We start from the raw sequence: 23,891 nt of genomic DNA, 5'->3' as shown, positions 1-23,891 counted from the left end.
GCCGCAGCACGATGGCTGTACTCGCCGAATCCGGATCGAACCCCGACGTCGAGCTGCTCTACGACATCAACGGCCTGGCCAAGGACGCACCGCACTGGTTCGACCGGGTCATGGAGTTCGTCGGTGAGTACGGCCTGCTGCTCGCCATGGTGCTGCTGATCCTGTGGTGCTGGTGGTCCGTGCGGCGCCGGGGCGGCGAGGACGCCGCGCCCTCGGTGGCCGCGCTGGTGTGGGCGCCGCTCGCGGCCGGCCTCGCGGTGCTGGTGAACGTGCCGATACGGGGGTTCGTGGAGCGCCCCCGCCCCTTCGTGGACCACCAGGGCCTGGACGTCCTCGTGTCCGGCAAGACCGACTTCTCCTTCGTCAGCGACCACGCGACGATCACCATGGCGCTCGGCGTGGGGCTCTTCGTCGCCCACCGCCGCTTCGGCCTCGCCGGCATCGGCCTGGCCCTGCTGGAGGGCTTCTGCCGGGTCTACATGGGCGTGCACTACCCGACGGACGTCGTCGGCGGCTTCGCCCTCGGTACGGCGGTCGTCCTGCTGCTGTCCCCGCCGGCCACGGCCCTGCTCACCCCGGTGATGCGGGCCGTGGAGCGCTCGCCGCGCGCCGGCTGGCTCGTGCGGCGGCGGTCCGCGGCGGCCGACGGCCGGGGCAACGCCCTGCTGCCCAGCGCCCGCAGGCCCCTGGACACCGAGGAACGGGACCTCGCGGCCTAGAGGACCTCGCGGCCTGGGGCCCCGACGGCCGTCCAGCGGGCGGGGCCCCGCCCGCTACGGACCCCGCGCGCAGGACCCGCTTACGGACCCCGCGCGTTGGACCCGCTACAGACCCTGCGCGTAGGAGAAGAAGCGCTGGGGGTCGTACTGCTGCTTCACCTTGGCCAGCCGGGCCGCCGCGTCCCCGTAGTACGCCTTCTTCCAGTCCTTCAGCGTCGGGTCGCTGTAGTTCTGGTAGGCGGCGCCCGAGGCGTACGGCTGCATCGCCTGGTGCGCGGCGGTCAGCCAGGACTGGGCGGTGGAGCCGGAGGCCCCCGCGCCCCAGGAGGCGATGTACTGGGCCAGCATCCGCGAGCGGCGGTGGACGAAGGCCGTCGCGGTGGGGGAGACCCGGTTGACCGCGCCGCCCAGCGCGGTGAACGCGATGCTGCCCGCGCCGCCCCGCACCGCGGCGATCTGCTTCAGCACGGCCTGGATGCCGGCCGCGGACAGCGAGCGGTCGAAGAAGTCGGAGCGGGCCGCGTAGGTCTCGCGGCCGAGCCTGCCCTGCGGGGAGCGGCCCGGGGTGGAGCCGGGCAGATGGCACTGGGCGTCGCTGGAGAAGGAGGAGCAGCCGGCGTAGATCTCCATGGCCTCCTCGTAGCCCCGGCGGCGCAGGGAGACGGAGGAGGCGTCGGCGCCCGCCAGGTGGGCCAGGCGGTCCACGGCGTTCTGGAGCTCGCCGTAGGTGCCGAGGGAGAAGCAGGCCACCGAGATGGACGGGGTGCGGCCCGGGGAGCACTCCAGGTGCAGGGAGGACCAGATCTCGTCGGGCTGGCTCGGGCCCCACTCCTGCCACGCCTTCAGCACCTTGGCGGCCTTGGCCCACGGCCAGGTCAGGTAGGCGGTCACGGCCTGCGGTGCGGCGTGGGTGCGGAACTGGAGCTCGGTGACGACGCCGAAGTTGCCGTTGCCGGCGCCGCGCAGCGCCCAGAACAGGTCCTGGTTGGTGCTCGCGTTCGCCGTGAGCTGTTTGCCGTCCGCGGTGATCAGGGTGGCCTGGGTGAGGCTGTCGCAGGTCAGGCCGTAGGCGCGGGAGGCCACGCCGTGGCCGCCGCCGAGCACCAGGCCGGAGACGCCGACGGTGGGGCAGGAGCCCGCCGGTATGGTCACGCCCTTCGCGGCCAGCGCGCGGTAGACGTCGATCAGCTTGGCGCCGGCGCCGACGACGGCCTGGCCGCCGCTCGCCCGCACCCGGTTCAGCCGGGACACGTCGACGATCAGCCGGTTGTCGCCGGAGGAGTAGCCGGCGTAGGAGTGGCCGCCGTTGCGTATGGACACCTTCACGCCGTGCGCGTGGGCGTAGGCGAGGGCGGTGCGGATGTCGGCGGTGTGCGCGACGTAGGCCACCGCGGCGGGCTTCAGCCCGTCGAAGCGGGTGTTGTAGAGCTGGTGGGCGGTCTTCCAGCTCGCGTCGCCGGGCCGCACCAGGGAGCCGTCCAGGTCACGGGCGAGGGCCGCCCAGTTCGCGGCGGCGGTCGCGCTGGTGGTCCTGATGGCCGGCAGCGAGGTCGCGCGCGACGGCGTACCGGGGTGGTCCGCCGCGGGGGCGGACGCACCCCCGCCCGCACCGCACGCGGTGAGTGCGGTCGTCGCGAGGGCGGCCGCGCCGCCCGAGATGAACGTACGCCGTTCCATGTCCGTCGCCTTTCCTCGGCTGTCGTGGAACGAGACGACGCGCCGCACCCAGAAGTTCCCGCGGCCGAGTGAGGAACGTCGAAGACACGTTCGCGCAACCCGGCCATTGGAACCTTCGCGTGCCCTCCCCGTGAGCATTCCGTGACCTCACCAGGCCGACGGCAGGGGTTCACCCCTCGTTCACTTCCGGCCATCGGCGGCTTCACCTGATCTGCCTAATTTCGGCCTTACCGGGTGCCGGGTGCGGCCATGAACGCGCTCACGTACCTCTATGACCTCGCGCGCCGCCGACAGCGGCGGCTCCTGGAAGGAACTCCCGAAAGTGAAGCTTCAGCGCAAGAACCGGCTGCGCGCCCTTTCTCTCGGTGCTGTCGCCGTCACCGGCGCCCTGGCCCTGACGGCGTGCGGCTCCGACGACAACGGCGGCGGCGGCAGTGCGTCGGGCAACCCGTCCACGTCCGCCAACGCCAGCTCGATCAAGTGCGACGACGCCAAGGGTCAGCTCCTCGCAGACGGCTCCTCCGCGCAGAAGAACGCGATCGACGCCTGGGTGAAGAACTTCTCCCAGGCCTGCGGCGTGCAGATCAACTACAAGGGCGGCGGCTCCGGCGCCGGCGTCACCGCGTTCACGCAGGGCCAGGTCGCCTTCGCCGGTTCCGACTCGCCGCTGAAGCCCGAAGAGGTCACCGCCTCCAAGCAGATCTGCAAGGGCGGCCAGGGCATCGACCTGCCGATGGTCGGCGGCCCGATCGCCATCGGTTACAACGTCCCGGGTGTCGACAACCTGGTCCTGGACGCCCCGACCCTCGCCAAGATCTTCGACAGCAAGATCACCAAGTGGAACGACCCGGCGATCGCCGCCCTGAACAAGGGCGTGAAGCTCCCCGACCTGAAGATCCAGGCGTTCCACCGCTCGGACGAGTCCGGCACCACGGACAACTTCACCAAGTACCTGATTGCCACCACCCCGGACAACTGGAAGTACTCCGGCGGCAAGGCCTGGCAGGCCAAGGGCGGCCAGTCCGCTCCGCAGTCCGCGGGCGTGGCCCAGCAGGTGAAGCAGACCTCCGGCGCCATCGGCTACTTCGAGCTGTCCTACGTCAAGGACGGCCTCAAGGCCGTGTCCATCAACACCGGCGCCAGCAAGCCGGTCGCGCCCAGCTCCGAGAGCGCCACCGCCGACATCGCCGCCGCGCAGGTCGTCGGCACCGGCAAGGACCTCTCGCTGAAGCTGGACTACAAGACCAAGGCCGAGGGCGCCTACCCGATCACCCTGGTCACCTATGAGATCGTGTGTGACAAGGGCAACAAGGCGGACACCCTGCCCGCCACCAAGGCCTTCCTGCGCTACATCGCCAGCGAGGACGGCCAGAAGATCCTCCCGAGCATCGGCTACGCGCCCGTGCCCGCCGACATCATCTCCAAGGTCCGCACGACCATCGAGGGCCTGAGCTGACCTGACCCGAGAGTGCGGCCCGGTACCCGACAGGGCCGGGCCGCACCGTCCGGTGCACCGCCGCCATGAGCCGCGGCCCCCTCGGGGGCACAGCTCCGCAGACCGGAGAACCCGATGGACATATCGACGACAACCGACGTACCTTCCCCCGCCCCCCAGCCCACGATCGCCGAGCAGAAGCGCGCGGCCCGTGGCGCCACCCGCCCCGGTGACCGGATCTTCCTCGGGCTGTCCCGGGGCTCCGGCATCCTGCTGCTGGCGATCATGGCCGCCATCGCGGTCTTCCTCACCTACCGCGCCGTCCTCGCGATCGGTAAGGACCACGCGAACTTCCTGACCACGTTCGAGTGGAACACCAACGTCCCCGAACCGAAGTTCGGCATCGCGGTCCTGGTCTTCGGCACGATCGTCTCCTCGGTCATCGCCATGGTCATCGCGGTCCCGATCGCGGTCGCCATCGCGCTGTTCATCACGCACTACGCCCCGCGCCGCATGTCCGGCCCGGTCGCCTACGTGATCGACCTGCTCGCCGCCGTGCCGTCCATCGTGTACGGCCTGTGGGGCGCCCTCGTGCTCGTCCCGCACATGAACGGCCTGTTCGGCTGGCTCAACGAGTTCTTCGGCTGGACCGGTGTCTTCGCCTGGGACGAGGGCGCGCCGCGCTCGATGCTCACCGTCGGCATCCTGCTCGCGATCATGATCCTGCCGATCATCACCAACGTGAGCCGTGAGGTCTTCCGCCAGGTCCCGCAGATGCACGAGGAAGCGGCCCTGGCCCTCGGCGCCACGCGCTGGGAGGTCGTCCGCATGTCCGTGCTGCCCTTCGGCCGCTCCGGCGTGATCTCCGCCTCCATGCTCGGCCTCGGCCGCGCGCTCGGCGAGACGATGGCCGTCGCCACCGTGCTCTCGCCGTCCTTCGACATCCAGGCAAGCCTGCTCAACCCGGGCGGCGGCACCTTCGCCCAGAACATCGCCGGCAAGTTCAGCGAGGCGAACGAGTTCGGCCGGGACGCGCTCATCGCCTCCGGTCTGGTCCTGTTCGTCATCACCCTGCTGGTCAACGGCGCTGCCCGGCTGATCATCGCCCGTCGCGCGGAGTACTCGGGGGCCAACGCATGAGCACCGCAGCCGTCACCGACAAGCGGCCCAGCACGCTGCGCGCCGGCAGCCTGCCCCGGTGGACGCCGTGGGCCATCGCCGCCGGTTCCCTCGTCCTGGGCATCGGCATCAGCATGGCCGCCGGCCTGGACAGCCAGATCCAGTGGGGTCTGATCGCCGCCGTCCTCTTCGTCCTCGGCACGTTCGGCATCGCCGCGCGCGTCGAAGGCCGCCGCCAGGCCAAGGACCGCGTCGCCACCAGCCTCGTCTGGGTGGCCTTCCTGCTCGCCGTGGTGCCGCTGGTCTCCCTGATCTGGGTGACCGCCGTGCGCGGTGTGAAGGTCCTCGACGTCTACTTCCTGACCCACTCGATGGGGGTCGTCGCCGACACCGAGCCCGGCGGCGGCATCTACCACGCCATCATCGGCAGCCTGGAGCAGGTCGGCCTCGCCACCCTCATCGGCGCCCCGATCGGCGTGCTCACCGCGATCTACCTGGTCGAGTACGGCCGGGGCCGGCTCGCCAAGGCCGTCACGTTCTTCGTCGACGTCATGACGGGCATCCCGTCGATCGTCGCGGGCCTGTTCATCCTCAGCCTGATGCTCATCTTCGAGATGCAGCCGTTCGGCTTCGCCGGTTCGCTGGCCCTGGCCATCCTGATGATGCCGGTCGTCGTCCGCTCCACCGAGGAGATGCTCAAGCTCGTCCCGAACGAGCTGCGCGAGGCGTCCCTGGCGCTCGGCGTGCCCAAGTGGCGGACCATCCTGAAGGTGGTCCTGCCGACCTCCATCGGAGGCATCACCACCGGCGTCATGCTGGCGGTCGCCCGTATCGCCGGTGAGACCGCGCCGGTGCTGCTGCTGGTGTTCGGCAACCCGTTCATCAACAACAACCCCTTCGAGGGCGCGCAGGCGTCGCTGCCGCTGTACATCTACCAGCAGTTCGCCAACAGCGCGGGCTCCGGTGCGGCGTTCGACCGTGCGTGGGCGGCGTCCCTCACGCTGATCGCCTTCGTGATGATCCTCAACCTGGTGGCCCGCGGCATCGCCCGCTGGAAGGCCCCCAAGACCGGTCGCTGAGGCGACTATCTCCGGCTCCGCCGGGCGGGGCCACACAGCGACCGAGCTTGAATTTCTGGAAGTGAAGCAGACATGGCCAAGCGAATCGACGTAAGCGGCCTCACCGCCTTCTACGGCTCCCACAAGGCGATCGAGGACATCTCGATGACCGTGGAGCCGGGGTCGGTGACGGCGTTCATCGGCCCCTCCGGCTGCGGCAAGTCGACGTTCCTGCGCACGCTGAACCGCATGCACGAGGTCACCCCCGGCGGTCGCGTCGAGGGCAAGGTGCTCCTGGACGCCGAGGACCTGTACGGCGCCGGGGTCGACCCGGTGTCCGTCCGCCGTGAGGTGGGCATGGTCTTCCAGCGCCCGAACCCGTTCCCCACGATGTCGATCTTCGACAACGTGGCGGCGGGCCTGCGGCTGAACGGCAACTACAAGAAGTCGGAACTGAACGACATCGTCGAGAAGTCCCTCAAGGGCGCGAACCTCTGGAACGAGGTGAAGGACCGCCTGAACAAGCCGGGCTCCGGCCTGTCCGGTGGTCAGCAGCAGCGTCTGTGCATCGCCCGCGCCATCGCGGTCGAGCCGAAGGTGCTCCTCATGGACGAGCCCTGCTCCGCCCTGGACCCGATCTCCACCCTCGCCATCGAGGACCTGATCGGTGAGCTGAAGGAGCGGTTCACGATCGTCATCGTGACGCACAACATGCAGCAGGCGGCGCGTGTCTCGGACCGTACGGCGTTCTTCAACCTCGCGGCGGTCGGACAGCCCGGCCGGCTGATCGAGATCGACGACACGGAGCGGATCTTCTCCAACCCGTCGGTCCAGGCCACGGAGGACTACATCTCCGGCCGCTTCGGCTGATCCCCCGATCCCCTCGCGGTGCTGCATGGCGGTGCCACCGCGAGGACGCAAAGGGCCCGCCCCTGGCTCCCGGGGGCGGGCCCGCTGCGTTGTCACTGCGTTCGGCTTCGGGGACGGGGGTCTTCGGGGCTCCGCCCCTCGCCCGATGTCTCCCACCTGGTGGGTTCCCGGGCGACCGAGCCCGGAGTGTGGCCCGGACTACAGGGCCACCAGCTTGACCAGTCCGAAGGCCAGGGCGGCTACCAGGGCCGCTGCCGGCATCGTGATGAACCAGCCCAGGATGATGTTCTTGGCCACGCCCCAGCGGACGGCGTTGACGCGCTTGGTCGCGCCCACGCCCATGATGGCCGACGTGATGACGTGGGTCGTGGAGATCGGCGCCTTGAAGAGGAACGCCGTGGTGAACATGATCGACGCGCCGGTCGTCTCGGCGGCGAAGCCCTGCGGCGGGTCCAGCTCGATGATCTTGCGGCCCAGCGTGCGCATGATCCGCCAGCCGCCCGCGTAGGTGCCGAGGGACAGCATGATCGCGCAGACGATCTTCACCCAGACCGGGATCGGGTCGCCGTACGTCTCATGGCCGGAAATCACCAGTGCCATGACGACGACACCCATCGTCTTCTGGGCGTCCTGGAGGCCGTGGCCCAGCGCCATGCCGGCCGCCGAGACCGTCTGGGCTATGCGGAAGCCGCGTTTGGCCTTGTGCGGGTTGGCCCGCCGGAAGAGCCACAGGATCGCCGTCATGACCAGGTAGCCGACGATCAGACCGACGACCGGGGACAGGAACATCGGGATGATGACCTTGTCGACCACCCCGTGCCAGATCACCGTCGTACCGCCCGCCAGCGCCGCGCCCACCAGGCCGCCGAACAGGGCGTGTGAGGAGGAGGACGGCAGGCCGAAGTACCAGGTGACCAGGTTCCAGACGATCGCGCCGAGCAGGGCCGCGAAGAGGATCCCCATGCCGGTCGAGCCCTGGGGCGTCTCGATCAGACCCTCGCTGACCGTCTTGGCGACGCCGGAGCCCAGGAAGGCGCCGGCGAGGTTCATCACGGCCGCCATGGCGAGGGCCGCCCGCGGGGTCAGCGCCCGCGTCGACACCGACGTCGCGATCGCGTTCGCCGAGTCGTGGAAACCGTTGGTGTACGTGAAGAAGAGCGCGACCGCGATGGTCACGACCAGGGCGAAGGTGTCCATCGACGCCTCAGGACTCCTTGACGGCGATGGTCTCCACCGTGTTCGCCACGTGTTCGAACGCGTCCGCCGCCTCTTCCAGGACGTCCACGATCTGCTTGAGCTTCAGCACCTCGATCGCGTCGTACTTGCCGTTGAAGAGGTGGGCGAGCAGCTTGCGGTGGATCTGGTCGGCCTGGTTCTCCAGCCGGTTGACCTCGATCCAGTACTCGGTGAGGTTGTCCATGGTGCGGAGGTTCGGCATGGCCTCAGCGGTCAGCTCGGCCGCCCTGGCCAGGACCTCGATCTGCTGCTCGACGCCCTTCGGCAGTTCCTCGACGTTGTAGAGGACGACCAGGTCGACGGCCTCCTCCATGAAGTCCATGATGTCGTCCAGGGAACCGGCGAGGGCGTAGATGTCCTCCCGGTCGAACGGCGTGATGAACGAGGAGTTCAGCTGGTGGAAGATCGCGTGCGTGGCGTCGTCACCTGCGTGTTCCGCGGCCCGCATACGCTCTGCGATCTCGGCCCGGGCGGAGGAGTCCGCCCCGAGCAGTTCCATCAGGAGTTTCGAGCCGGTGACGATGTTGTCCGCGGACGCGGCGAACATGTCGTAGAAGCTCGTCTCCCTGGGGGTCAGACGAAAGCGCACGTGGGGTCCTCGGGGTGCTTCGGTTTCGGTCAGGCTGATGCTAGGCGCATCATCCGGCCACGGCTATCGGGCCGCATCCCAGTGTCGCCCATCGGGCAGAGTGGTCAGCACGGGGGCGGACGAAGGGCCCTCTACCCCGGAAAGTTCGTTACCATATACCCACTAGGGGTATGTGTCCCCTTTGTCCCCAGTTCGTCCCGAGACGGAGGCCCGCGATGACGACGACGACCGAGGCCGGCGCCACGCACGGCTACCACAAGCAGAAGGACGAGCACCTCAAGCGGCTGCGCCGGATCGAGGGCCAGATCCGCGGCCTCCAGCGGATGGTGGAGGAGGACACGTACTGCATCGACATACTCACGCAGGTCTCCGCCTCCACCAAGGCCCTCCAGTCCTTCGCGCTCCAGCTGCTGGAGGAGCACCTGCGGCACTGCGTCGCGGACGCGGCCGTCAAGGGCGGCGACGAGATCGACGCCAAGGTGGACGAGGCGACGAAGGCGATCGGCCGGCTGCTGCGCAGCTGAGCCGCTCAGGCCGCGTTCCGCTCCTCGGCCACCCGCAGCACCTCGTCGATGCTCTCCAGGCTGAGCCGGTCCTCGGCGGCGGAGGCCGCGATGATCAGCTCTCCGCACAGCTCGATCTCGGCGAGGGCCACGTGGTCCTGAACCGCCGTGCCACCGACCGCAGCCACCCGCCTCACCTCTTCTCGGACGTCACCGCTCCCTAGGGTAGGCAGCGCCCCGCACACCGCGCATGGCACGGACGGGCTACTTACGGGGTGACGTCCCGGACTAGTGACTGGCCGGATTCAGGCCCCGCTGCCGGTCCCGCCCTCCTCGGCGATCCGGCCCGCGTAGATGTCCCCCGGGGCCGGCAGCCGCACGTCGGCGGGGGCGCCGAAGTCGTACAGCAGCAGGGTCGAGGCGACCGCCACGGTCGCCTTCTGGCGTCCGTTGACGAAGCTGAAGCGCTGCCGCAGCTTGCGGATGCGGCCCTGGTCGTCCAGGTACGCGTCGAACGGCACCTCGGCCGTGGCGAACCCTTTCGCCGCCGCGGCCAGGGCCGCCCTGTTCGCGGCGGAGGCGTACCGGGCCGCGCCGCGCAGGTCGGCGGTGCCCCGGTAGTGCCGCACCGCCGTCCCGGCGACCTCGGTCCGGCCGACGTAGACCGCCTCCCGCGTGCCGCGCAGCACCTCGGCCGCCGCGTACGGGTCGGTCGCTCCGCCGGTGACCAGATTGCCGTCGGACAGCGTCGCGGTCTCCACCCGCACCCACTTGTCGGCGGGCACGCCCGCACCCCGGTTCTTCATGAACAGCGCGCCCGGGGCGAGGAGTTCGGTGATGGGGCGGTGTTCGGAGGTGCCCGTGGGGTCCTCGGGCAGCACCACCGTGAGCCGGCCGAGGCGGCGCCGGTAGTCGTAGACGCCCTTGCCGCGGATGGTGACCCGGGTGCCGCCGGTGGCCATCTCCATCGAGGTGCCGGCCTTGGAACTGCCCGCTGCCCGCAGCGCGTCGGCGGCCCGGTGCAGGGTGGCGACGGGGTCGCCGGCGCCCTTGACGTCCTCGGCGGCGACCCCGCTGCCGGAACAGCCCGTGACGCCCGTCCCGAGGGCGAGGAGGACGCCCGCCGCGACGACCGTCCCGCCCGCGTGCCTGTGCTGCCGCCGATCCATCGCCTGCCTACCCCCAGCCGGTGTGTCCGTCACGGGCCCCCTGTCGTCCGGATAACGACGGGTGAGGGGTGCCGTCACGCGCCACCGGGAGCGGCGCCGGGGCCGCGTCGGCGGCGAGGGGAGCGGGACCGGTGCCGGCGCGAGCGAGACGGGCGCCGGCGCGAGCGAGACCATCTCTTCGACCAGGGCTGGGTACCGTTGACGGCGTGGCAGTCAACGCGGTGGCGGAGGACGGGCCGGAGCGCGCGCGGTCCGGGCAGGAGCACCTCACGACGACGACCGAGCAGGGCCGCTTCTGCGTGGCCAGATGCAGCTGCGGCTGGCGCGGCCCCGCCCGCCGGGCCCGCAGTCAGGCCCGTACGGACGCGGAGGGGCACACGACCGGCCCCTGAGCCGTCACCGGCGCTCCAGGGCCCGCAGGAGCGCGTCCACCAGGTCCCCGTCGCGCGGCTGGGTCAGCCGGTCCCGGGCCGCCGTCGGGGCCAGCCACAGGATGCGGTCCACCTCGGCGTTCGGCGTGAAGTGGCCGGAAACCGCCTCGGCGGCCCAGTACCGCACCCGTTTCGGGCGGCCGTTGGCCGAATAGCGCAGGGTCGGCAGTTCCCCGCCCGGAGCGGCGGTGCACCCGGTCTCCTCCGCGACTTCGCGCAACGCGCCGGCGAGCGGGTCCTCGCCCCGCTTCAGCTTGCCCTTGGGGTGGGACCAGTCGTCGTACTTCGGCCGGTGGACCAGGCAGATCTCCAGGTCGCCGGAGACCGGGGAGCGGCGCCACAGCACACAGCCGGCCGCCTGCACCACGGTGTCGTTCACACCGCCTCCTCGTGGGGTCAGGGCGCGGGGACAGTCTGCTTCTGCCACGCCTGCTGGAACGCGAACCGGGCCGCCTCCACCTCGTGCCGCTGGTCGGCGTGGAGCACACCGAGCGCGTACGCCGTCGCCGGGGTGATCCGGGGGGTGCGGGCCGCCTGCGCCGCCGCCGCTGCCGCCTCCGAGGCGTCCCGGTGCCGGTTCAGCGCCTGGCCCGCCGTCAGCAGCCGCACGTCCACCGGGGCGTCGCCGTCGTGCAGCACCTCGCGGGCGTACCGGTGCAGGCGCAGCAGCAGACGCACCTGGTGCCAGGGGCTGTCCTGGGGGTGCGGGGACGGGTCCGGGGACAGGCCGTGGACCAGGGCCTCCGCGTTGTAGGGGTGGCCGGCGGTGACCAGGGGGAGCGCGGCGACGGCGTCCGTGAGGCGTTCCTCGGCCGCGGCGGCCAGGGGGTGCAGGGCGGTGGCGGGCGCGGCGGGGGTGAGGGGGACCTCGCTGGCGAGTACGGCGACCTTGTCGGCCACGGCGTGGAAGCGGGAGGAGCCGAGGGCCTGGAGGGCCGTGGAGTGGGCGCGCGTCCGGGCCAGGGTGAGCTGGCGTTCGAGCAGGGCGCCCGCCTTCGCCGCGCCGACCGTGAGGGTGCCGCGCTCCGTTGTCGCCGTCGCGTGGGCGGGGCCGCCGGTGCCCTGCACCGCGGCCGTTCCCGCCCGTGCCGTCCCGGCGGTACGACTGCCCGCGGCCACGGCGACGTCCACCGCCTGCGCGGGCAGGACCGTAGCGCCCGACAGCCGGTGCAACGCCAGCAACAGGCGTTCCAGGCGGGCCTCGTAGGCGTGTTCCAGGCCCAGGGTGCCGGACAGCCAGGCCAGTTCCGGGCGCATCTCCTCGGACCAGTCGGGGTCCAGGAGGGGGCGGAAGGTGTGCAGGCTGGCGCTGATGCGGCGGGCCGAGCGGCGCAGGGCGCGGGCCGCGTCGACGGGCTCCTCCGCGCCGGCCGCCTGGCCCCCGGTCTCCCGGTGCAGGCGCAGGGCGCGGAGGAACTCCGTGGCCTGGGCGCGCAGGTAGCCCGCGAGGGCGTCTCCCGTCACCGCCCCGGCCGTGGGGTCCGTCGGGTCAAGGTGTTGCTGTGCCACGCCGGCGCCTCCGGGCGTCTATGAGCATCTCCTGGACGTTGCGCAGGGGTTGGCCGTCCGCGTCGGTCGCGTGCCGCGTCCACTCGCCGTCCGGGCCGAGGTGCCAGGAGGCGGTGCTGTCGGACATGCCGGTGTCCAGCAGCCGGTTGAGGGCCGCGCGGTGGCCGGGGTCGACCACCCGGACCAGGGCCTCTATCCGGCGGTCGAGGTTGCGGTGCATCATGTCGGCGCTGCCGATCCACACCTCGGGCTCGCCGCCGTTGCCGAAGGCGAACACCCGGGAGTGTTCGAGGAAGCGGCCGAGGATCGAGCGGACCCGTATGTTCTCCGACAGGCCCGTGACGCCCGGGCGGACGGCGCAGATGCCCCGCACCCAGATGTCGACCGGCACGCCCGCCTGGGACGCCCGGTAGAGGGCGTCGATGACCGCCTCGTCCACCATCGAGTTGACCTTGATGCGGACGAAGGCCGGACGGCCCGCACGGTGGTGCTGGACCTCCTTGTCGATCCGCGCGACCAGGCCGTCCCGCAGGGACTTGGGGGCGACCAGCAGACGGCGGTAGGTCTCGCGGCGCGAGTATCCGGACAGCCGGTTGAAGAGGTCGGAGAGGTCCGCGCCGACCTGCGGGTCGGCGGTGAGCAGACCGAGGTCCTCGTACAGGCGGGCCGTCTTCGGGTGGTAGTTGCCGGTGCCGACGTGGCTGTAGCGGCGCAGGGTCTCGCCCTCCTGGCGGACCACCAGCGACAGCTTGCAGTGCGTCTTCAGGCCGACCAGGCCGTAGACGACGTGGCAGCCGGCCTCCTCCAGCTTGCGCGCCCACTTGATGTTGGCGTGCTCGTCGAAGCGGGCCTTGATCTCGACCAGGACGAGGACCTGCTTGCCGGACTCGGCGGCGTCGATGAGCGCGTCGACTATCGGGGAGTCGCCGGAGGTGCGGTACAGGGTCTGCTTGATGGCGAGGACGTCCGGGTCGCCCGCGGCCTGCTCCAGGAACGCCTGCACGGAGGTGGAGAAGCTGTCGTACGGGTGGTGCAGGAGCACGTCCCGCGCGCGCAGGGCCGCGAAGATGTCGGGCGCGGACGCCGACTCGACCTCGGCGAGGTCGCGGTGGGTGCCGGCGACGAACTTGGGGTACTTCAGCTCCGGCCGGTCGAGGCCGTGGATGCGGAAGAGGCCGGTGAGGTCGAGCGGGCCGGGCAGCGGGTAGACCTCCGCCTCGGAGATCTTCAGCTCGCGCACCAGCAGGTCCAGTACCTCGCGGTCGATGGACTCCTCGACCTCCAGGCGCACCGGCGGGCCGAAGCGGCGCCGCATGAGTTCCTTCTCCAGGGCCTGGAGGAGGTTCTCGGTGTCGTCCTCCTCGACCTCCAGGTCCTCGTTGCGGGTGATCCGGAAGGCGTGGTGCTCCAGGATCTCCATGCCCGGGAACAGCTCTTCCAGGTGGTTCGGGGCCGCGATGACGTCCTCGATGGGGACGTAGCGGCCCGGGGAGGCCTCCAGGAAGCGGGTCAGCAGCGGCGGCACCTTCACGCGCGCGAAGTGCTTGTGGCCGCTGACCGGGTTCCGTACGACGACGGCCAGGTTCAGGGACAGGCCGGAGATGTACGGGAAGGGGTGCGCGGGGTCGACGGCCAGGGGCGTGAGGACCGGGAAGATCTGGTGCCGGAAGAGCGTGAAGAGGCGGGCCTGCTCCTTGTCGGTCAGCTCGGACCAGCGGACCAGGTGGATGCCCTCGTCCGCGAGTGCGGGGGCGACGTCCTCGTGGTAGCAGGCGGCGTGCCGCGCCATCAGCTCGCGGGAGCGGGCCCAGATCATCTCCAGCACCTCGCGGGGCTGGAGGCCGGAGGCGGAGCGGGTGGCGACGCCGGTGGCGATACGGCGCTTCAGACCGGCCACCCGGACCATGAAGAACTCGTCCAGGTTGCTGGCGAAGATCGCGAGGAAGTTCGCGCGCTCCAGCAGCGGCGTGTTCGGGTCCTCGGCCAGCTCCAGGACGCGCTCGTTGAAGGCGAGCCAGCTGCGTTCCCGGTCGAGGAAGCGGCCCTGGGGCAGGGGCGCGCCGTCGGTCGGCGCCTCCTCGTAGGTGTCGAGACCCGCGTCGAGGTCGGGTTCCAGGTCGGAGACCACGGCGGCCACGGCATGCTGGCGGTGCGCGGCGATGGAGCCCACGGAGGGCTGGGGGTGCTGTACCTCTGCCTGGGTGTCTTGCTGACTCATGAACCCATTCTTCCGCGCAACGGGTGACACAGGCGCGTCGGAACGTGCGGGCCGGAGCGTGACGGCCCCGTTCCCCGCGGGCCCCTCGGGGGGCGGCGAAGGCTCTGGCACGGCGGGCTTCATTGCCCGAGCGTCGCAAGCCTGGCTGAATCAATGGTTACGGCGACATGACGTGCGGGATAGCGGGGGGCGGCCCGAAGGGGTTCCCGGCCGCGAAACCACCGGTCCGGTACGGGAGCGTGCGGGGCGGGGCCGGGTCTTCGGGTGGCGCGCCGCGCGGGACGGCGTACGCCGGTGGCGGCGAGGACGGTGCCGGTGGCGGCCTGGGTGGGGAGTGTGCGGGGCGGGGCCGGGCCGGTGGGGGCGCCCGGGACCGGCGTGAACCGCACGAGCGCGGGTCGCGGCGCGGGGCCGGGTCTGCGGGCGGTGTGTCGCGCGGGACGGCGTACGCCGGTGGCGGTGGTGGCGGCGAGGATGGTGCCGGTGGCGGCCTGGGTGGGGAGTGTGCGGGGCGGGGCCGGGCCGGTGGGGGCGCCCGGGACCGGCGCGAACGGCACGAGCGCGGGCCGCGCGGGACGCGGACGCGGTCCCAGGGCCCGTGCGTGACCTGGACCTCCCGGTCAGCGGACCAGACCATTCCGCAGAGCGGCTTGTCCGGGGCGGCGCGAAGCCGACCCGGGGCGGCCGGCGGTCGGTGTGGTGCCGGGAAGGCCGTAGGGCTGACGGCCGCGCACACGCGCCCGGTGGGCAGCCGGAACGAGCGAAGAGCGCGGCCATGTCGTCCCGCTCCGGTCCGACGGCGCGGGCGGGGTCCGCCCACTGCTCCGGCTTGCCGCGCGGGCGAGCCGGCGGGGGCGGCGCCCGGGGACCGCCGGACGAACGCGGATGAGGGGCGGTCGTCGGGACGGCCGCCCCTCACCCGGGGAGATCTCAGGTTTCCGTGCGGTACATCAGGTCCGTCTCGTGGACCGTGAAGCCCAGGCGCTCGTACACCGACACCGCCGCCGTGTTGTCGGCGTCGACGTAGAGCATCGCGGCCGGCAGCTGCTGGGCGGCCAGGTGGCGCAGCCCGATCGTGGTGAGGGCCTTGCCGAGGCCGCCGCCCTGTTCGCCGGGCCGGACCCCGAGGACGTACACCTCGCCCAGCCCGTCCTCGGCGTGCACCTTCGTCCAGTGGAAGCCGATCAGCTCGCCGCGCCGCTCGGCGAGGAAGAACCCGGCCGGGTCGAACCACGGCTCGGCCTTGCGGTCGTCCAGGTCCCGCTGGGTGAGCGAGCCCTGCTCCGGGTGGTGGGCGAAGGCGGCGGCGTTCACGGCGAGCCAGGCGGCGTCGTCCTTGCCGGGCACGAACGCGCGCACGGTGACGCCCTCCGGCAGCACCGGCTCGGGCAGCTCAAGATCGGTCAACGACCGGCGCATCTGGCGCAGTTCCCGGAACAGGGTCAGGCCGAGCACCTGGGCGAGGTGCCGGGCGGCGGGGTGCCCGCCGTGCGCCCACACCCGCAGCCGCTTGCCGGAGGTGGCGAGCAGGGCCGCGCCGAGCGCCCGGCCGTGACCGTGCCCGCGGTGCGCGGGATGCACGACCAGTTCGGCGGCCGGTGCCTCCACCGGGTCGGTGTCCTCCAGCTGGGCGTAGCCGACGAGTTCGCCGTCGACGGTCAGCAGCAGATGCGAAACGCCCTCGCGGGCTCCGCCGCGCAGTTGCAGCCGGCCCTGCTCGGACACCGGCTGCTGCCCGTCGACCCGGGCGGCCTCACCGAGCAGGCGCAGCACGGCCTCGGCCCGGTCCGGAGTGAGCGCGGAGTAGGTCTCGATGGAGCGGGCGGGGAAGCCCTGTACGGTGTCGTCGCTGCTCATGCGTATGAGGGTACGGGGCGGCCGGGGCGAATTCCCGGCACATCGGTCACGGCGGCAGCACCGGTAAAGGCAAGGGCAAAGGGAAACCAGGATGTAACCATGAACCCCCTGTCGCGCTACGCGCGTTGACTTTAGGCTGCGCCGAGCCATCACAGCCGACCCACAGGGGGGTCCCATGCCAGCCGCGCCCCGGCGCACCAGACGTCGTACGTACGCCCTTCTCGCGAGCGCGGCCTCTCTCGCCACGGCCGCGGCGCTGACCGCCGCGCTCCCGGCGGACGCGCACGAGAGCCACCACCGTCCGGGCCGCTACCAGGACGTCCAGCTGCTCTCCTTCAACGACCTGCACGGCAACCTGGAGCCCCCGTCCGGCTCCTCCGGCCGGGTCACCGAACTCCAGCCGGACGGCACGACGAAGACGATCGACGCGGGCGGTGTCGAGTACCTGGCGACCCACCTCCGCCAGGCCCGCACCGGCCACCCGTACTCGATCACCGCGGCCGGCGGCGACCTGGTCGGCGCCTCCCCGCTGCTGTCGGGCCTCTTCCACGACGAGCCCACCGTCGAGGCGCTGAACAAGCTGGACCTCGACGTCACCTCGGTCGGCAACCACGAGTTCGACGAGGGCGCGAGGGAACTGGCCCGCCTCCAGAACGGCGGCTGCCACCCCGCGGACGGCTGCTACACGGACCAGGGGTTCCAGGGCGCCGACTTCCCGTACCTGGCCGCGAACGTCCTGGACGACAAGACCGGCAAGCCCCTGCTGAAGCCGTACTGGGTCTGGAAGAAGAAGGACGTCAGGATCGGCTTCATCGGGGTCACGCTGGAGGGCACCCCCGGCATCGTCTCCGCCGACGGCGTCAAGGGCCTGTCCTTCGAGGACGAGGCCGAGACCATCAACAAGTACGCCAAGGTGCTCCAGCGCCAGGGTGTGCAGTCGATCGTGGCCCTGATCCACGAGGGCGGCTACCCGGCCTCCGGCTCCTACAACTACGACTGCGACTCCCCGGGCGCGGGCGACGGCATCTCCGGCCCGATCGTGGACATCGCCAAGAACGTGACCCCGGCGGTGGACGCCCTGGTCACCGGCCACACCCACCAGGCGTACGTCTGCACGGTCCCGGACCCCTCCGGCCGCCCCCGCATGGTCACCTCGGCCTCCTCCTTCGGCCGCCTCTACACGGACACCACGCTGACGTACGACCGCCGCACCGGCGACATCGCGCGTACGGCCGTGCGGTCCGCGAACCACGTGGTGACCCGGGACGTCCCCAGGGCGCCGGACATGACCGACCTGATCTCGCGCTGGAACACCCTGGCCGCCCCGATCGGCAACCGCCCCATCGGCTGGATCTCCGGCGACATCAACAACGGCGGCACCGAGTCCCCGATGGGCGACCTGATCGCCGACGCGCAGCTCGCCCACGGCCGTGAGCTGGACCCGAGGACCAGCCTCGCGCTGATGAACCCGGGCGGGGTCCGGGCCGGCCTCACCTACGCGGCCAAGGGCGCCGAGGGCGACGGCGTGGTCACCTACGCCGAGGGCTTCACGGTCCAGCCGTTCGCCAACACCGTGAACCTCCAGGACTTCACCGGCGCCCAGCTGGTCCAGGTCCTCAAGGAGCAGGTCAGCGGCGCCAACGAGGCGGCCCCGAAGATCCTCCAGCCGTCCGCCGGCCTCACCTACACCCTGGACCTCACCAAGTCCGGCGCGGACCGTGTGGTCACCGGCTCCATCCGCCTGAACGGCGCCCCGGTCGACCCGTCGGCCACCTACCGCGTCGCCACCAACAGCTTCCTCGCGGGCGGCGGCGACGGCTTCCCGACGCTGGCGCAGGGCACGGGTGACCTGGTCGGCGCGGACGATCTGACGGCCCTGGAGAAGTACCTGACGGCCAACTCGTCGGCGACGTCCCCGATCGCACCGCCGAAGGCGGACCGGATCACGGTCGTGCGGTAGTGCCGCCCCGGCTCTTGTCCACAGCTGTGGACAAGAGCCGTCGGCACCTAGGGACGCCCTTCGTCGTTCCGGACGCCCTGGTACGCGTCCCGGATGCTCACGTGGTGGACGTCCTGGCCGAGGAAGAATCCGCCGCATGCCCGAGCGCGTTCACCGAGGCGAACCCGTCCGCGGTGGCGGTGGCCCAGTCCGGGACGGCGGCGGAGGCCCGCGGCTGGGCGCCGGGGGCGAGGAGGCCGTAGCCGGGGGCGCCGCAGGCGGCGAGCGCGAGCGGCAGCCCGAACGCCAGTGCCGTACGGCTCCTGCGGTGACGGGCGCGCCGGGGGATGGTGACCGGGGTGCAGCACCCACCCGGACAACCGACTGGAGTCGTTCATGAGCCCGTGGAGCGGGGGAAGGTTGCCGCGAGCCCCTTCGGTCAACGCTTTAGCAGCGCCGTCCAGTTCTGCTCGCCCGCCCAGTCCGCGAACGTGTGCCAGGCGATCTCGGGGTGGGCCTGGCGCAGGCCGGTGACGTCGACGTCGAGGCCCGTGTCGGTGAAGTAGGCGAACATCGCCGCCAGGTCGGGGGAGTGGGTGCGGACCTGGGCGAGGGGTGGCTGCGTGTGGGCGATCGGGCGGCCCAGGGCGGTGCCGAGGACGGCCGCGATCCGCGCGGGGGTGCACGCGTCGGAGGCGATGTCGAGGCGCCGGCCCGCGAAGTCGTCCCGGCGCTGGAGGGCCAGCGCGGCGAACGCGCCGATGTCGGTGGCCGGGATGAGCGTGAGCGGCCGGTCGGCCGGCATGGCCCAGGCGAAGACGCCGGTGCGCAGCCCGTCGAGGGTCCAGCCGCTCGCGTAGTTGTCCATGAACGCGGCCGGGGCGATCACGGTCCAGGGCAGGCCGGAGGCGCGCAGGTGCTGTTCGACCGCCCACTTGCTCTCGAAGTGCGGGACGCCGGTGCCGCGGTCGGCGTGGGCGGCGGAGGTGAGCACCACATGGCCGAGGCGGGCCCCCGCCGCCGCGTCCACGAGGGCCGTGCCCTGCCGGACCTCCGTCCGGGTGTCGGTGCCGAACGGGGTGGTCACCGCGAAGAGCGCGTCGGCGCCGGCGAGGGCGGCGGCGAGCGAGCCGGGGTCGTCGAAGTCGGCGTGGCGGACCTCGGCGCCCAGGCCGCGCAGCGCCTCGGCGGCGGGTGAGCCGGGCCGGCGGGTCAGCGCCCGGACCTGGTGGCCGGCGGCGAGCAGGGCGCGGGCGGTGGCCCCGCCCTGGGCGCCGGTGGCGCCGGTGACGGCGATGGTGAGCATGGGGGTCCCCCTGGATCGGTACGATTGCTGCGCGGCGCATTGGCTGCGCCGCGCAGCAGATTAGGGCACAAGTTACTGCGTCGCGCAGTAATTTCAGGCGAGGAGGCGAGGAGACCCCGTGACCGATGTGACAGACCCCGACCGGGCCCGCCTGTACGAGGAGCTGGCCCTGGAGTCCCGGCGCTACCTGGCCGCCTACGTGCTGTTCAACCAGGCCGTCGCCGAACACCTCGGTCTGCACCCGACCGACGTGCAGTGCCTGAGCCTGCTGACCGCCGAGCCGGAACCGCTCACCGTCCGGCAGATCGCCGACCGCACCGGTCTCACCACCGGCTCGGCCACCCGTCTGGTGGACCGGCTGGAACGCGGCGGCTACGTCACCCGCACCCCCGACCGGCAGGACCGCCGCCGGGTGCTGGTCACCCCCGTCCCGGAGCGCCTCGCCCGGGTCACCGCGCTGTGGGACGACCTCGGCCAGACCTGGCAGACCCTCCTGGACGACCACAGCGAGGACGAACTGCGGGCGATCACCCGGCACCTGCGCCGGGGCCACGACCTCGGCCACACCCAGGTCCAGCGGCTGCGCGCCATGCCCCGGCCGGACTGAGCGCGCGGGTCAGCCGGCCGGTGTCTCCGGTGGCGGGGTCGGCGCCCCCGGCAGCCGTAGCGTCGCCACCGCCCCGCCGCCCTCGGCGGGGGCCAGGGAGACCTCGCCGCCCGCCTGCTTCACCGTACGGGCGACGATGGACAGGCCGAGGCCCGAGCCCGGCAGGGCACGGGCGCTGGGGGAGCGCCAGAACCGGTCGAAGACGTGCGGGAGTTCGTCCGCGGCGATGCCGGGACCGTGATCGCGGACCGTCAGCACGCCCTCGCCGAGCCGCACCTCGACCGTGCCGCCCTCGGGGCTGAACTTCACCGCGTTGTCCAGGACGTTGACGATCGCCCGCTCCAGCGCGGAGGGCTCCGCCCGGACGAACCAGGGCTCCAGGTCCGCGGTGATCGACAGCTCGGGGCCGCGCAGCCGGGCCCGGCGCAGCGCCGCCTCGACGGTGTCCTGGAGGGCGACCACCTGGACGCGTTCGCCGTGCTGCCCCTCCGAGCGGGACAGCTCCTGGAGGTCGCCGATCAGCGCGGCCAGTTCGGTCACCTGCGCCTTCACCGAGGAGAGCAGCGCCTTGCGGTCCTCGGGCGGGATCGGACGGCCCGTCTCCTCGCTGCGGGTGAGCAGCTCGATGTTCGTCCTGAGCGACGTCAGGGGCGTACGCAGTTCATGGCCGGCGTCCGCGATCAGCTGCTGCTGGAGTTCGCGGGAGCTGGCCAGCGAGGCGGTCATCGAGTTGAACGACCGGGACAGCCGGGCCACCTCGTCCTCGCTGACGTCCGCCACGGGGATGCGGATGGTCAGGTCCTCCGTGCGGGCCACGTGCTCCACGGCCTCGGTGAGCTTGTCGACGGGGCGCAGCCCGGCCCGCGCGACGGCCAGGCCCGCGGCACCGGCGCCGACGACACCGACGGCGGAGACGAGGAGGAGGACCAGGGCGAGGTCGTTGAGGGTCTTCTGCGTGCTCTTGAGCGGTACGGCGATGAGCACGCCGACATTGGGCCCGCGTCCGCCGCTCGGGGTGGCGGTGGGGCCGACGGGCTTGGTGAGCACCCGCAGCTCGTTGCCGTCGTCGTCGCTGCCGTTGCGGAAGTACAGGATGCTGGGGTCGAGGTTCTTGATCTCGGTCTTGTCGGCCTGGGTGACCCTGATCTGGCCCGACGCGGCACCGAACAGGCAGATCTTGCCGTCCTCCGTGACGAGCTGGGAGTACCGGTCGCGCAGCAGGAAGCTGTTGGCCTGCGGGGTGTCCGTGCAGTTGTCGAGGGTGAACTGCAACTGGTCCGTCTGCGTCGTGTTCCGCAGGGACTTCTGGAGGTCCTCGTCGAGCTGGTCGTACAGCTTCCGCTCCACGAGGAACCAGCAGGTCACCGAGACCGCCGCCACCGCGAACGCCACCGCCGCCGCGACCAGCATCGCCAGTCGCGCCCGCAGCGGCAGCGCCCGGTACCGGCGCGCCAGCTGCCTCACTCGGCGCCGCCCTGCCGCAGGACGTAGCCCACCCCGCGCACGGTGTGCACCAGGCGCGGCTCGCCGCCGGCCTCGGTCTTGCGGCGCAGGTACATGACGTAGACGTCGAGCGAGTTGGAGGAGGGCTCGAAGTCGAAGCCCCACACCGCCTTCAGGATCTGCTCACGGGTGAGCACCTGACGCGGATGGGCCATGAACATCTCCAGCAGGGTGAACTCCGTGCGGGTCAGTTCGACCGGCCGGCCGCCGCGCGTGACCTCCCGGGTCGCGAGGTCCATGCGCAGGTCGGCGAAGGTGAGCGCCTCGTCCGCCTGGGCCTCGGCGGACACCGCCGCCGCGTAGGAGCTGCGGCGCAGCAGGGCGCGGATGCGGGCGAACAGCTCGTCCAGCTCGAACGGCTTCACCAGGTAGTCGTCGGCGCCCGCGTCGAGACCGGTGACCCGGTCGCCGACCGTGTCGCGGGCGGTGAGCATCAGGATCGGGGTGGTGTCCCCCGCACCCCGGATGCGGCGGGCCGCGGTCAGCCCGTCCATGCGCGGCATCTGGATGTCCAGCACGACCAGGTCCGGCTGGTAGGCCGTGGCCTTCTCCAGGGCGTCCGCGCCGTCGACGGCGACCTCGGTGCCGTACCCCTCGAAGGCGAGGCTGCGCTGGAGGGCCTCGCGCACGGCCGGCTCGTCGTCGACGATCAGGATGCGCTGGGGGTCACGGTCGCCTTCGGCGGGACTCATCGCTCGCGTTTCCTCGGGGTGCGGTGGGTGGGGCGGCCGGTGCCTTCCGGCCGGGGGTGGGGGCCTCCCGGCCGTGGCCGGTGTCTCTCAGCGTCCCATGTCCGGGGGCCGGGGACACGCCCGCCGGTCAGACCCGGACCGTGTTCAGACGGTGCAGGGGGACCTTGCGGCGGTGCGGACGGGCGGCGGAGGTGCGCAGGCCCATCAGCTGGGGGACCGGCGTCACGGGCGCGGCCACCTCGGGAGCCCGGGGCGCCGGGACGGGCACGTGCAGCTCGGACACGATGGACAGGGCCAGGGTGAGGCCGGCCGGACCACGCTCACTGAACCGGTGGGGGACGTGCTTGATCATGACCTGCTCCTTGCACTCGGTGTCGCTAGCTGTCGGAGCCCGCCCGCAGCTTGGCCAGGTCGGACTTCACCGTGTCGACGGGGATGGCGAAGCCGAGGCCGATACTGCCCGCGTCCGAGGACAAGGACGCCTGCGAGGCGGAGGAGTACATCGCGGAGTTGATGCCTATGACGTGACCGCTCGCGTCGATCAGCGCGCCGCCGGAGTTGCCGGGGTTGAGGGACGCGTCGGTCTGGATGGCCTTGTAGGTGGTGGTGGACGAACCGGTGTCGCCGTTGAACTCACGGCCGCCGAACTGGAAGGGCCACTGCCCCTCGCCGTCCTGGCCCTGGCCCTGGTTCTCGTCGGTGGAGACGGTGACGTCCCGGTTCAGGGCGGAGACGATGCCGCTGGTGACCGTGCCGGTCAGCCCCTCGGGGGAGCCGATCGCGACGACCGTGTCACCGACCTGGACGCTGCCCGAGTCACCGAGCGCCGCCGCCTTCAGACCGGAGGCGCCCTTCAGCTTGATCAGCGCGAGGTCCTTGGAGCTGTCGGTGCCGACGACCTCGGCGGTGTAGCTCTTGCCGTCGCTGGTGCGCACCTTGACCGAGGTGGCGCCGGAGACGACGTGGTTGTTGGTGACGATCTCGCCGTTCGACGTGATGATCACGCCGGACCCGGTGGAGGAGCCGTTCTGGAGCGTCGCGTTGATCTCCACCACGCTCGGGCTGACCGCCGCGGCGATGGCGGCGACGTCGCCCTTCTTGCTCGACGGCACCACGGTGGTGGTGCTGCCGGCGGTGGCGACCGTGTCCTTGCCGGTCAGCTCCTGGAAGGCGTACGCCGTACCGCCGCCGACCGCCGCCGCGACGATCGCGACCGCCGCGAGCAGGCCCATCGGGCCGCGGGCGCGCTTCTTCCCGGGCTCGGGGGCCGCGACCGCCGGCTGGTACGGCGGCGGGGGCGGCCACTCGGGGTTCACAGGAGTGGAGTAGGAGTGCGGCTGCTCGTAGGTGCCCTGGCTCTCGGTCATGACAGAAGCGTCCCCCGTGACCATGAGAGCTTCCTGAGTGCCGCCTGAGAAGCCCGGCAGAAGCTCGTTTGCCGGACATAAAGACGG

The 23,891-nt window shown here is 71.9% G+C and carries 24 protein-coding genes; 10 read left to right on the top strand and 14 right to left on the bottom strand.

Annotated features, from left to right (window positions below):
• The first annotated feature begins 11 nt into the window (after positions 1-11).
• The gene (locus IE294_RS37505) at positions 12-719 is read left to right on the top strand and encodes a phosphatase PAP2 family protein (protein ID WP_189893680.1); all 708 of its coding nucleotides are present in this window, start codon (positions 12-14) and stop codon (positions 717-719) included.
• A 105-nt stretch (positions 720-824) separates the two neighbouring features.
• On the opposite strand, the gene IE294_RS37500 is transcribed toward IE294_RS37505, so the two are convergent.
• On the bottom strand, positions 825-2,396 hold the full coding sequence (locus IE294_RS37500) for an FAD-binding oxidoreductase (RefSeq protein ID WP_189893678.1): 1,572 nt from the start codon (positions 2,394-2,396) through the stop codon (positions 825-827).
• Positions 2,397-2,718: 322 nt separating this feature from the next.
• Between IE294_RS37500 and pstS the strand changes: the two genes are divergently transcribed.
• From pstS to pstB, 4 genes are all read left to right on the top strand, one after another.
• The gene (gene pstS, locus IE294_RS37495) at positions 2,719-3,852 is read left to right on the top strand and encodes a phosphate ABC transporter substrate-binding protein PstS (protein WP_189893696.1); all 1,134 of its coding nucleotides are present in this window, start codon (positions 2,719-2,721) and stop codon (positions 3,850-3,852) included.
• A gap of 114 nt (positions 3,853-3,966) precedes the next feature.
• Positions 3,967-4,971 carry a phosphate ABC transporter permease subunit PstC gene (gene pstC, locus IE294_RS37490; protein ID WP_189893677.1) on the top strand — a complete coding sequence of 335 codons (1,005 nt, stop codon included), beginning with the start codon at positions 3,967-3,969 and terminating at the stop codon, positions 4,969-4,971.
• A complete protein-coding gene (pstA, locus tag IE294_RS37485; protein ID WP_189893675.1) occupies positions 4,968-6,029 on the top strand; it encodes a phosphate ABC transporter permease PstA in 1,062 nt (353 codons plus the stop codon). The genes pstC and pstA overlap by 4 nt, the downstream gene beginning before the upstream one ends.
• Before the next feature lie 72 nt (positions 6,030-6,101).
• Positions 6,102-6,878 (top strand): phosphate ABC transporter ATP-binding protein PstB, encoded by a 777-nt coding sequence (gene pstB / locus IE294_RS37480; RefSeq protein ID WP_189893674.1) that lies wholly within the window; start codon positions 6,102-6,104, stop codon positions 6,876-6,878.
• 198 nt (positions 6,879-7,076) lie between these two features.
• Here the strand turns inward: pstB and IE294_RS37475 are convergent, their stop codons facing one another.
• Together IE294_RS37475 and IE294_RS37470 are read right to left on the bottom strand one after the other, a co-directional pair.
• Positions 7,077-8,075 carry an inorganic phosphate transporter gene (locus tag IE294_RS37475; protein WP_189893673.1) on the bottom strand — a complete coding sequence of 333 codons (999 nt, stop codon included), beginning with the start codon at positions 8,073-8,075 and terminating at the stop codon, positions 7,077-7,079.
• Between the two features lie 7 nt (positions 8,076-8,082).
• Positions 8,083-8,703, bottom strand: a complete 621-nt coding sequence (locus IE294_RS37470; RefSeq protein WP_015493282.1) for a DUF47 domain-containing protein — start codon at positions 8,701-8,703, stop codon at positions 8,083-8,085.
• 215 nt (positions 8,704-8,918) lie between these two features.
• Here IE294_RS37470 and IE294_RS37465 point away from each other — a divergent pair, with 215 nt between their 5' ends.
• A complete protein-coding gene (locus tag IE294_RS37465; RefSeq protein WP_014673531.1) occupies positions 8,919-9,227 on the top strand; it encodes a metal-sensitive transcriptional regulator in 309 nt (102 codons plus the stop codon).
• Positions 9,228-9,232: 5 nt separating this feature from the next.
• Here the strand turns inward: IE294_RS37465 and IE294_RS37460 are convergent, their stop codons facing one another.
• Both IE294_RS37460 and IE294_RS37455 read right to left on the bottom strand, forming a co-directional pair.
• Entirely contained in the window at positions 9,233-9,394 is a 162-nt protein-coding gene (locus IE294_RS37460; RefSeq protein ID WP_014673530.1) for a hypothetical protein, read from the bottom strand.
• Positions 9,395-9,511: 117 nt separating this feature from the next.
• On the bottom strand, positions 9,512-10,375 hold the full coding sequence (locus IE294_RS37455; RefSeq protein WP_189893672.1) for an SCO4651 family lipoprotein: 864 nt from the start codon (positions 10,373-10,375) through the stop codon (positions 9,512-9,514).
• A 206-nt stretch (positions 10,376-10,581) separates the two neighbouring features.
• Here IE294_RS37455 and IE294_RS37450 point away from each other — a divergent pair, with 206 nt between their 5' ends.
• Positions 10,582-10,767: a hypothetical protein gene (locus IE294_RS37450; RefSeq protein WP_189893697.1), complete on the top strand. Its 186-nt coding sequence runs from the start codon at positions 10,582-10,584 to the stop codon at positions 10,765-10,767.
• A 4-nt stretch (positions 10,768-10,771) separates the two neighbouring features.
• Here IE294_RS37450 and IE294_RS37445 read toward each other — a convergent pair whose 3' ends face one another.
• From IE294_RS37445 to mshD, 4 genes are all read right to left on the bottom strand, one after another.
• Positions 10,772-11,185, bottom strand: a complete 414-nt coding sequence (locus IE294_RS37445; protein WP_189893671.1) for an NUDIX hydrolase — start codon at positions 11,183-11,185, stop codon at positions 10,772-10,774.
• Between the two features lie 17 nt (positions 11,186-11,202).
• On the bottom strand, positions 11,203-12,315 hold the full coding sequence (locus IE294_RS37440; protein WP_189893670.1) for a CHAD domain-containing protein: 1,113 nt from the start codon (positions 12,313-12,315) through the stop codon (positions 11,203-11,205).
• On the bottom strand, positions 12,296-14,656 hold the full coding sequence (locus IE294_RS37435) for an RNA degradosome polyphosphate kinase (RefSeq protein ID WP_189893669.1): 2,361 nt from the start codon (positions 14,654-14,656) through the stop codon (positions 12,296-12,298). The genes IE294_RS37440 and IE294_RS37435 overlap by 20 nt, the downstream gene beginning before the upstream one ends.
• Positions 14,657-15,463: 807 nt before the next feature.
• On the bottom strand, positions 15,464-16,390 hold the full coding sequence (mshD, locus tag IE294_RS37430; protein ID WP_189893668.1) for a mycothiol synthase: 927 nt from the start codon (positions 16,388-16,390) through the stop codon (positions 15,464-15,466).
• Between the two features lie 175 nt (positions 16,391-16,565).
• On the opposite strand from mshD, the gene IE294_RS37425 reads away from it, so the two are divergent.
• Positions 16,566-18,350 carry a bifunctional metallophosphatase/5'-nucleotidase gene (locus tag IE294_RS37425; RefSeq protein WP_189893666.1) on the top strand — a complete coding sequence of 595 codons (1,785 nt, stop codon included), beginning with the start codon at positions 16,566-16,568 and terminating at the stop codon, positions 18,348-18,350.
• Between the two features lie 26 nt (positions 18,351-18,376).
• Positions 18,377-18,592 carry a hypothetical protein gene (locus IE294_RS49155; protein WP_189893664.1) on the top strand — a complete coding sequence of 72 codons (216 nt, stop codon included), beginning with the start codon at positions 18,377-18,379 and terminating at the stop codon, positions 18,590-18,592.
• A 176-nt stretch (positions 18,593-18,768) separates the two neighbouring features.
• On the opposite strand, the gene IE294_RS37415 is transcribed toward IE294_RS49155, so the two are convergent.
• On the bottom strand, positions 18,769-19,635 hold the full coding sequence (locus IE294_RS37415) for an NmrA/HSCARG family protein (RefSeq protein WP_189893662.1): 867 nt from the start codon (positions 19,633-19,635) through the stop codon (positions 18,769-18,771).
• A gap of 118 nt (positions 19,636-19,753) precedes the next feature.
• Here IE294_RS37415 and IE294_RS37410 point away from each other — a divergent pair, with 118 nt between their 5' ends.
• Positions 19,754-20,242 carry a MarR family winged helix-turn-helix transcriptional regulator gene (locus tag IE294_RS37410; protein WP_189893660.1) on the top strand — a complete coding sequence of 163 codons (489 nt, stop codon included), beginning with the start codon at positions 19,754-19,756 and terminating at the stop codon, positions 20,240-20,242.
• A gap of 9 nt (positions 20,243-20,251) precedes the next feature.
• Here the strand turns inward: IE294_RS37410 and IE294_RS37405 are convergent, their stop codons facing one another.
• From IE294_RS37405 to IE294_RS37390, 4 genes are all read right to left on the bottom strand, one after another.
• On the bottom strand, positions 20,252-21,706 hold the full coding sequence (locus IE294_RS37405) for a HAMP domain-containing sensor histidine kinase (RefSeq protein ID WP_189893658.1): 1,455 nt from the start codon (positions 21,704-21,706) through the stop codon (positions 20,252-20,254).
• Positions 21,703-22,437, bottom strand: coding sequence for a response regulator transcription factor (locus tag IE294_RS37400; protein WP_189893656.1), 735 nt, complete (start codon positions 22,435-22,437; stop codon positions 21,703-21,705). The genes IE294_RS37405 and IE294_RS37400 overlap by 4 nt, the downstream gene beginning before the upstream one ends.
• A gap of 127 nt (positions 22,438-22,564) precedes the next feature.
• Positions 22,565-22,789 carry a hypothetical protein gene (locus IE294_RS37395; protein ID WP_030653636.1) on the bottom strand — a complete coding sequence of 75 codons (225 nt, stop codon included), beginning with the start codon at positions 22,787-22,789 and terminating at the stop codon, positions 22,565-22,567.
• Between the two features lie 25 nt (positions 22,790-22,814).
• Entirely contained in the window at positions 22,815-23,804 is a 990-nt protein-coding gene (locus IE294_RS37390) for a S1C family serine protease (RefSeq protein WP_189893654.1), read from the bottom strand.
• Between the last annotated feature and the right edge of the window lie 87 nt (positions 23,805-23,891).

Origin of the sequence: Streptomyces canarius (assembly GCF_014650735.1) — a bacterium.
In the GTDB taxonomy this organism is placed as follows: domain Bacteria; phylum Actinomycetota; class Actinomycetes; order Streptomycetales; family Streptomycetaceae; genus Streptomyces; species Streptomyces olivaceoviridis.
This window is presented reverse-complemented; position numbering and strand designations above follow the sequence as displayed.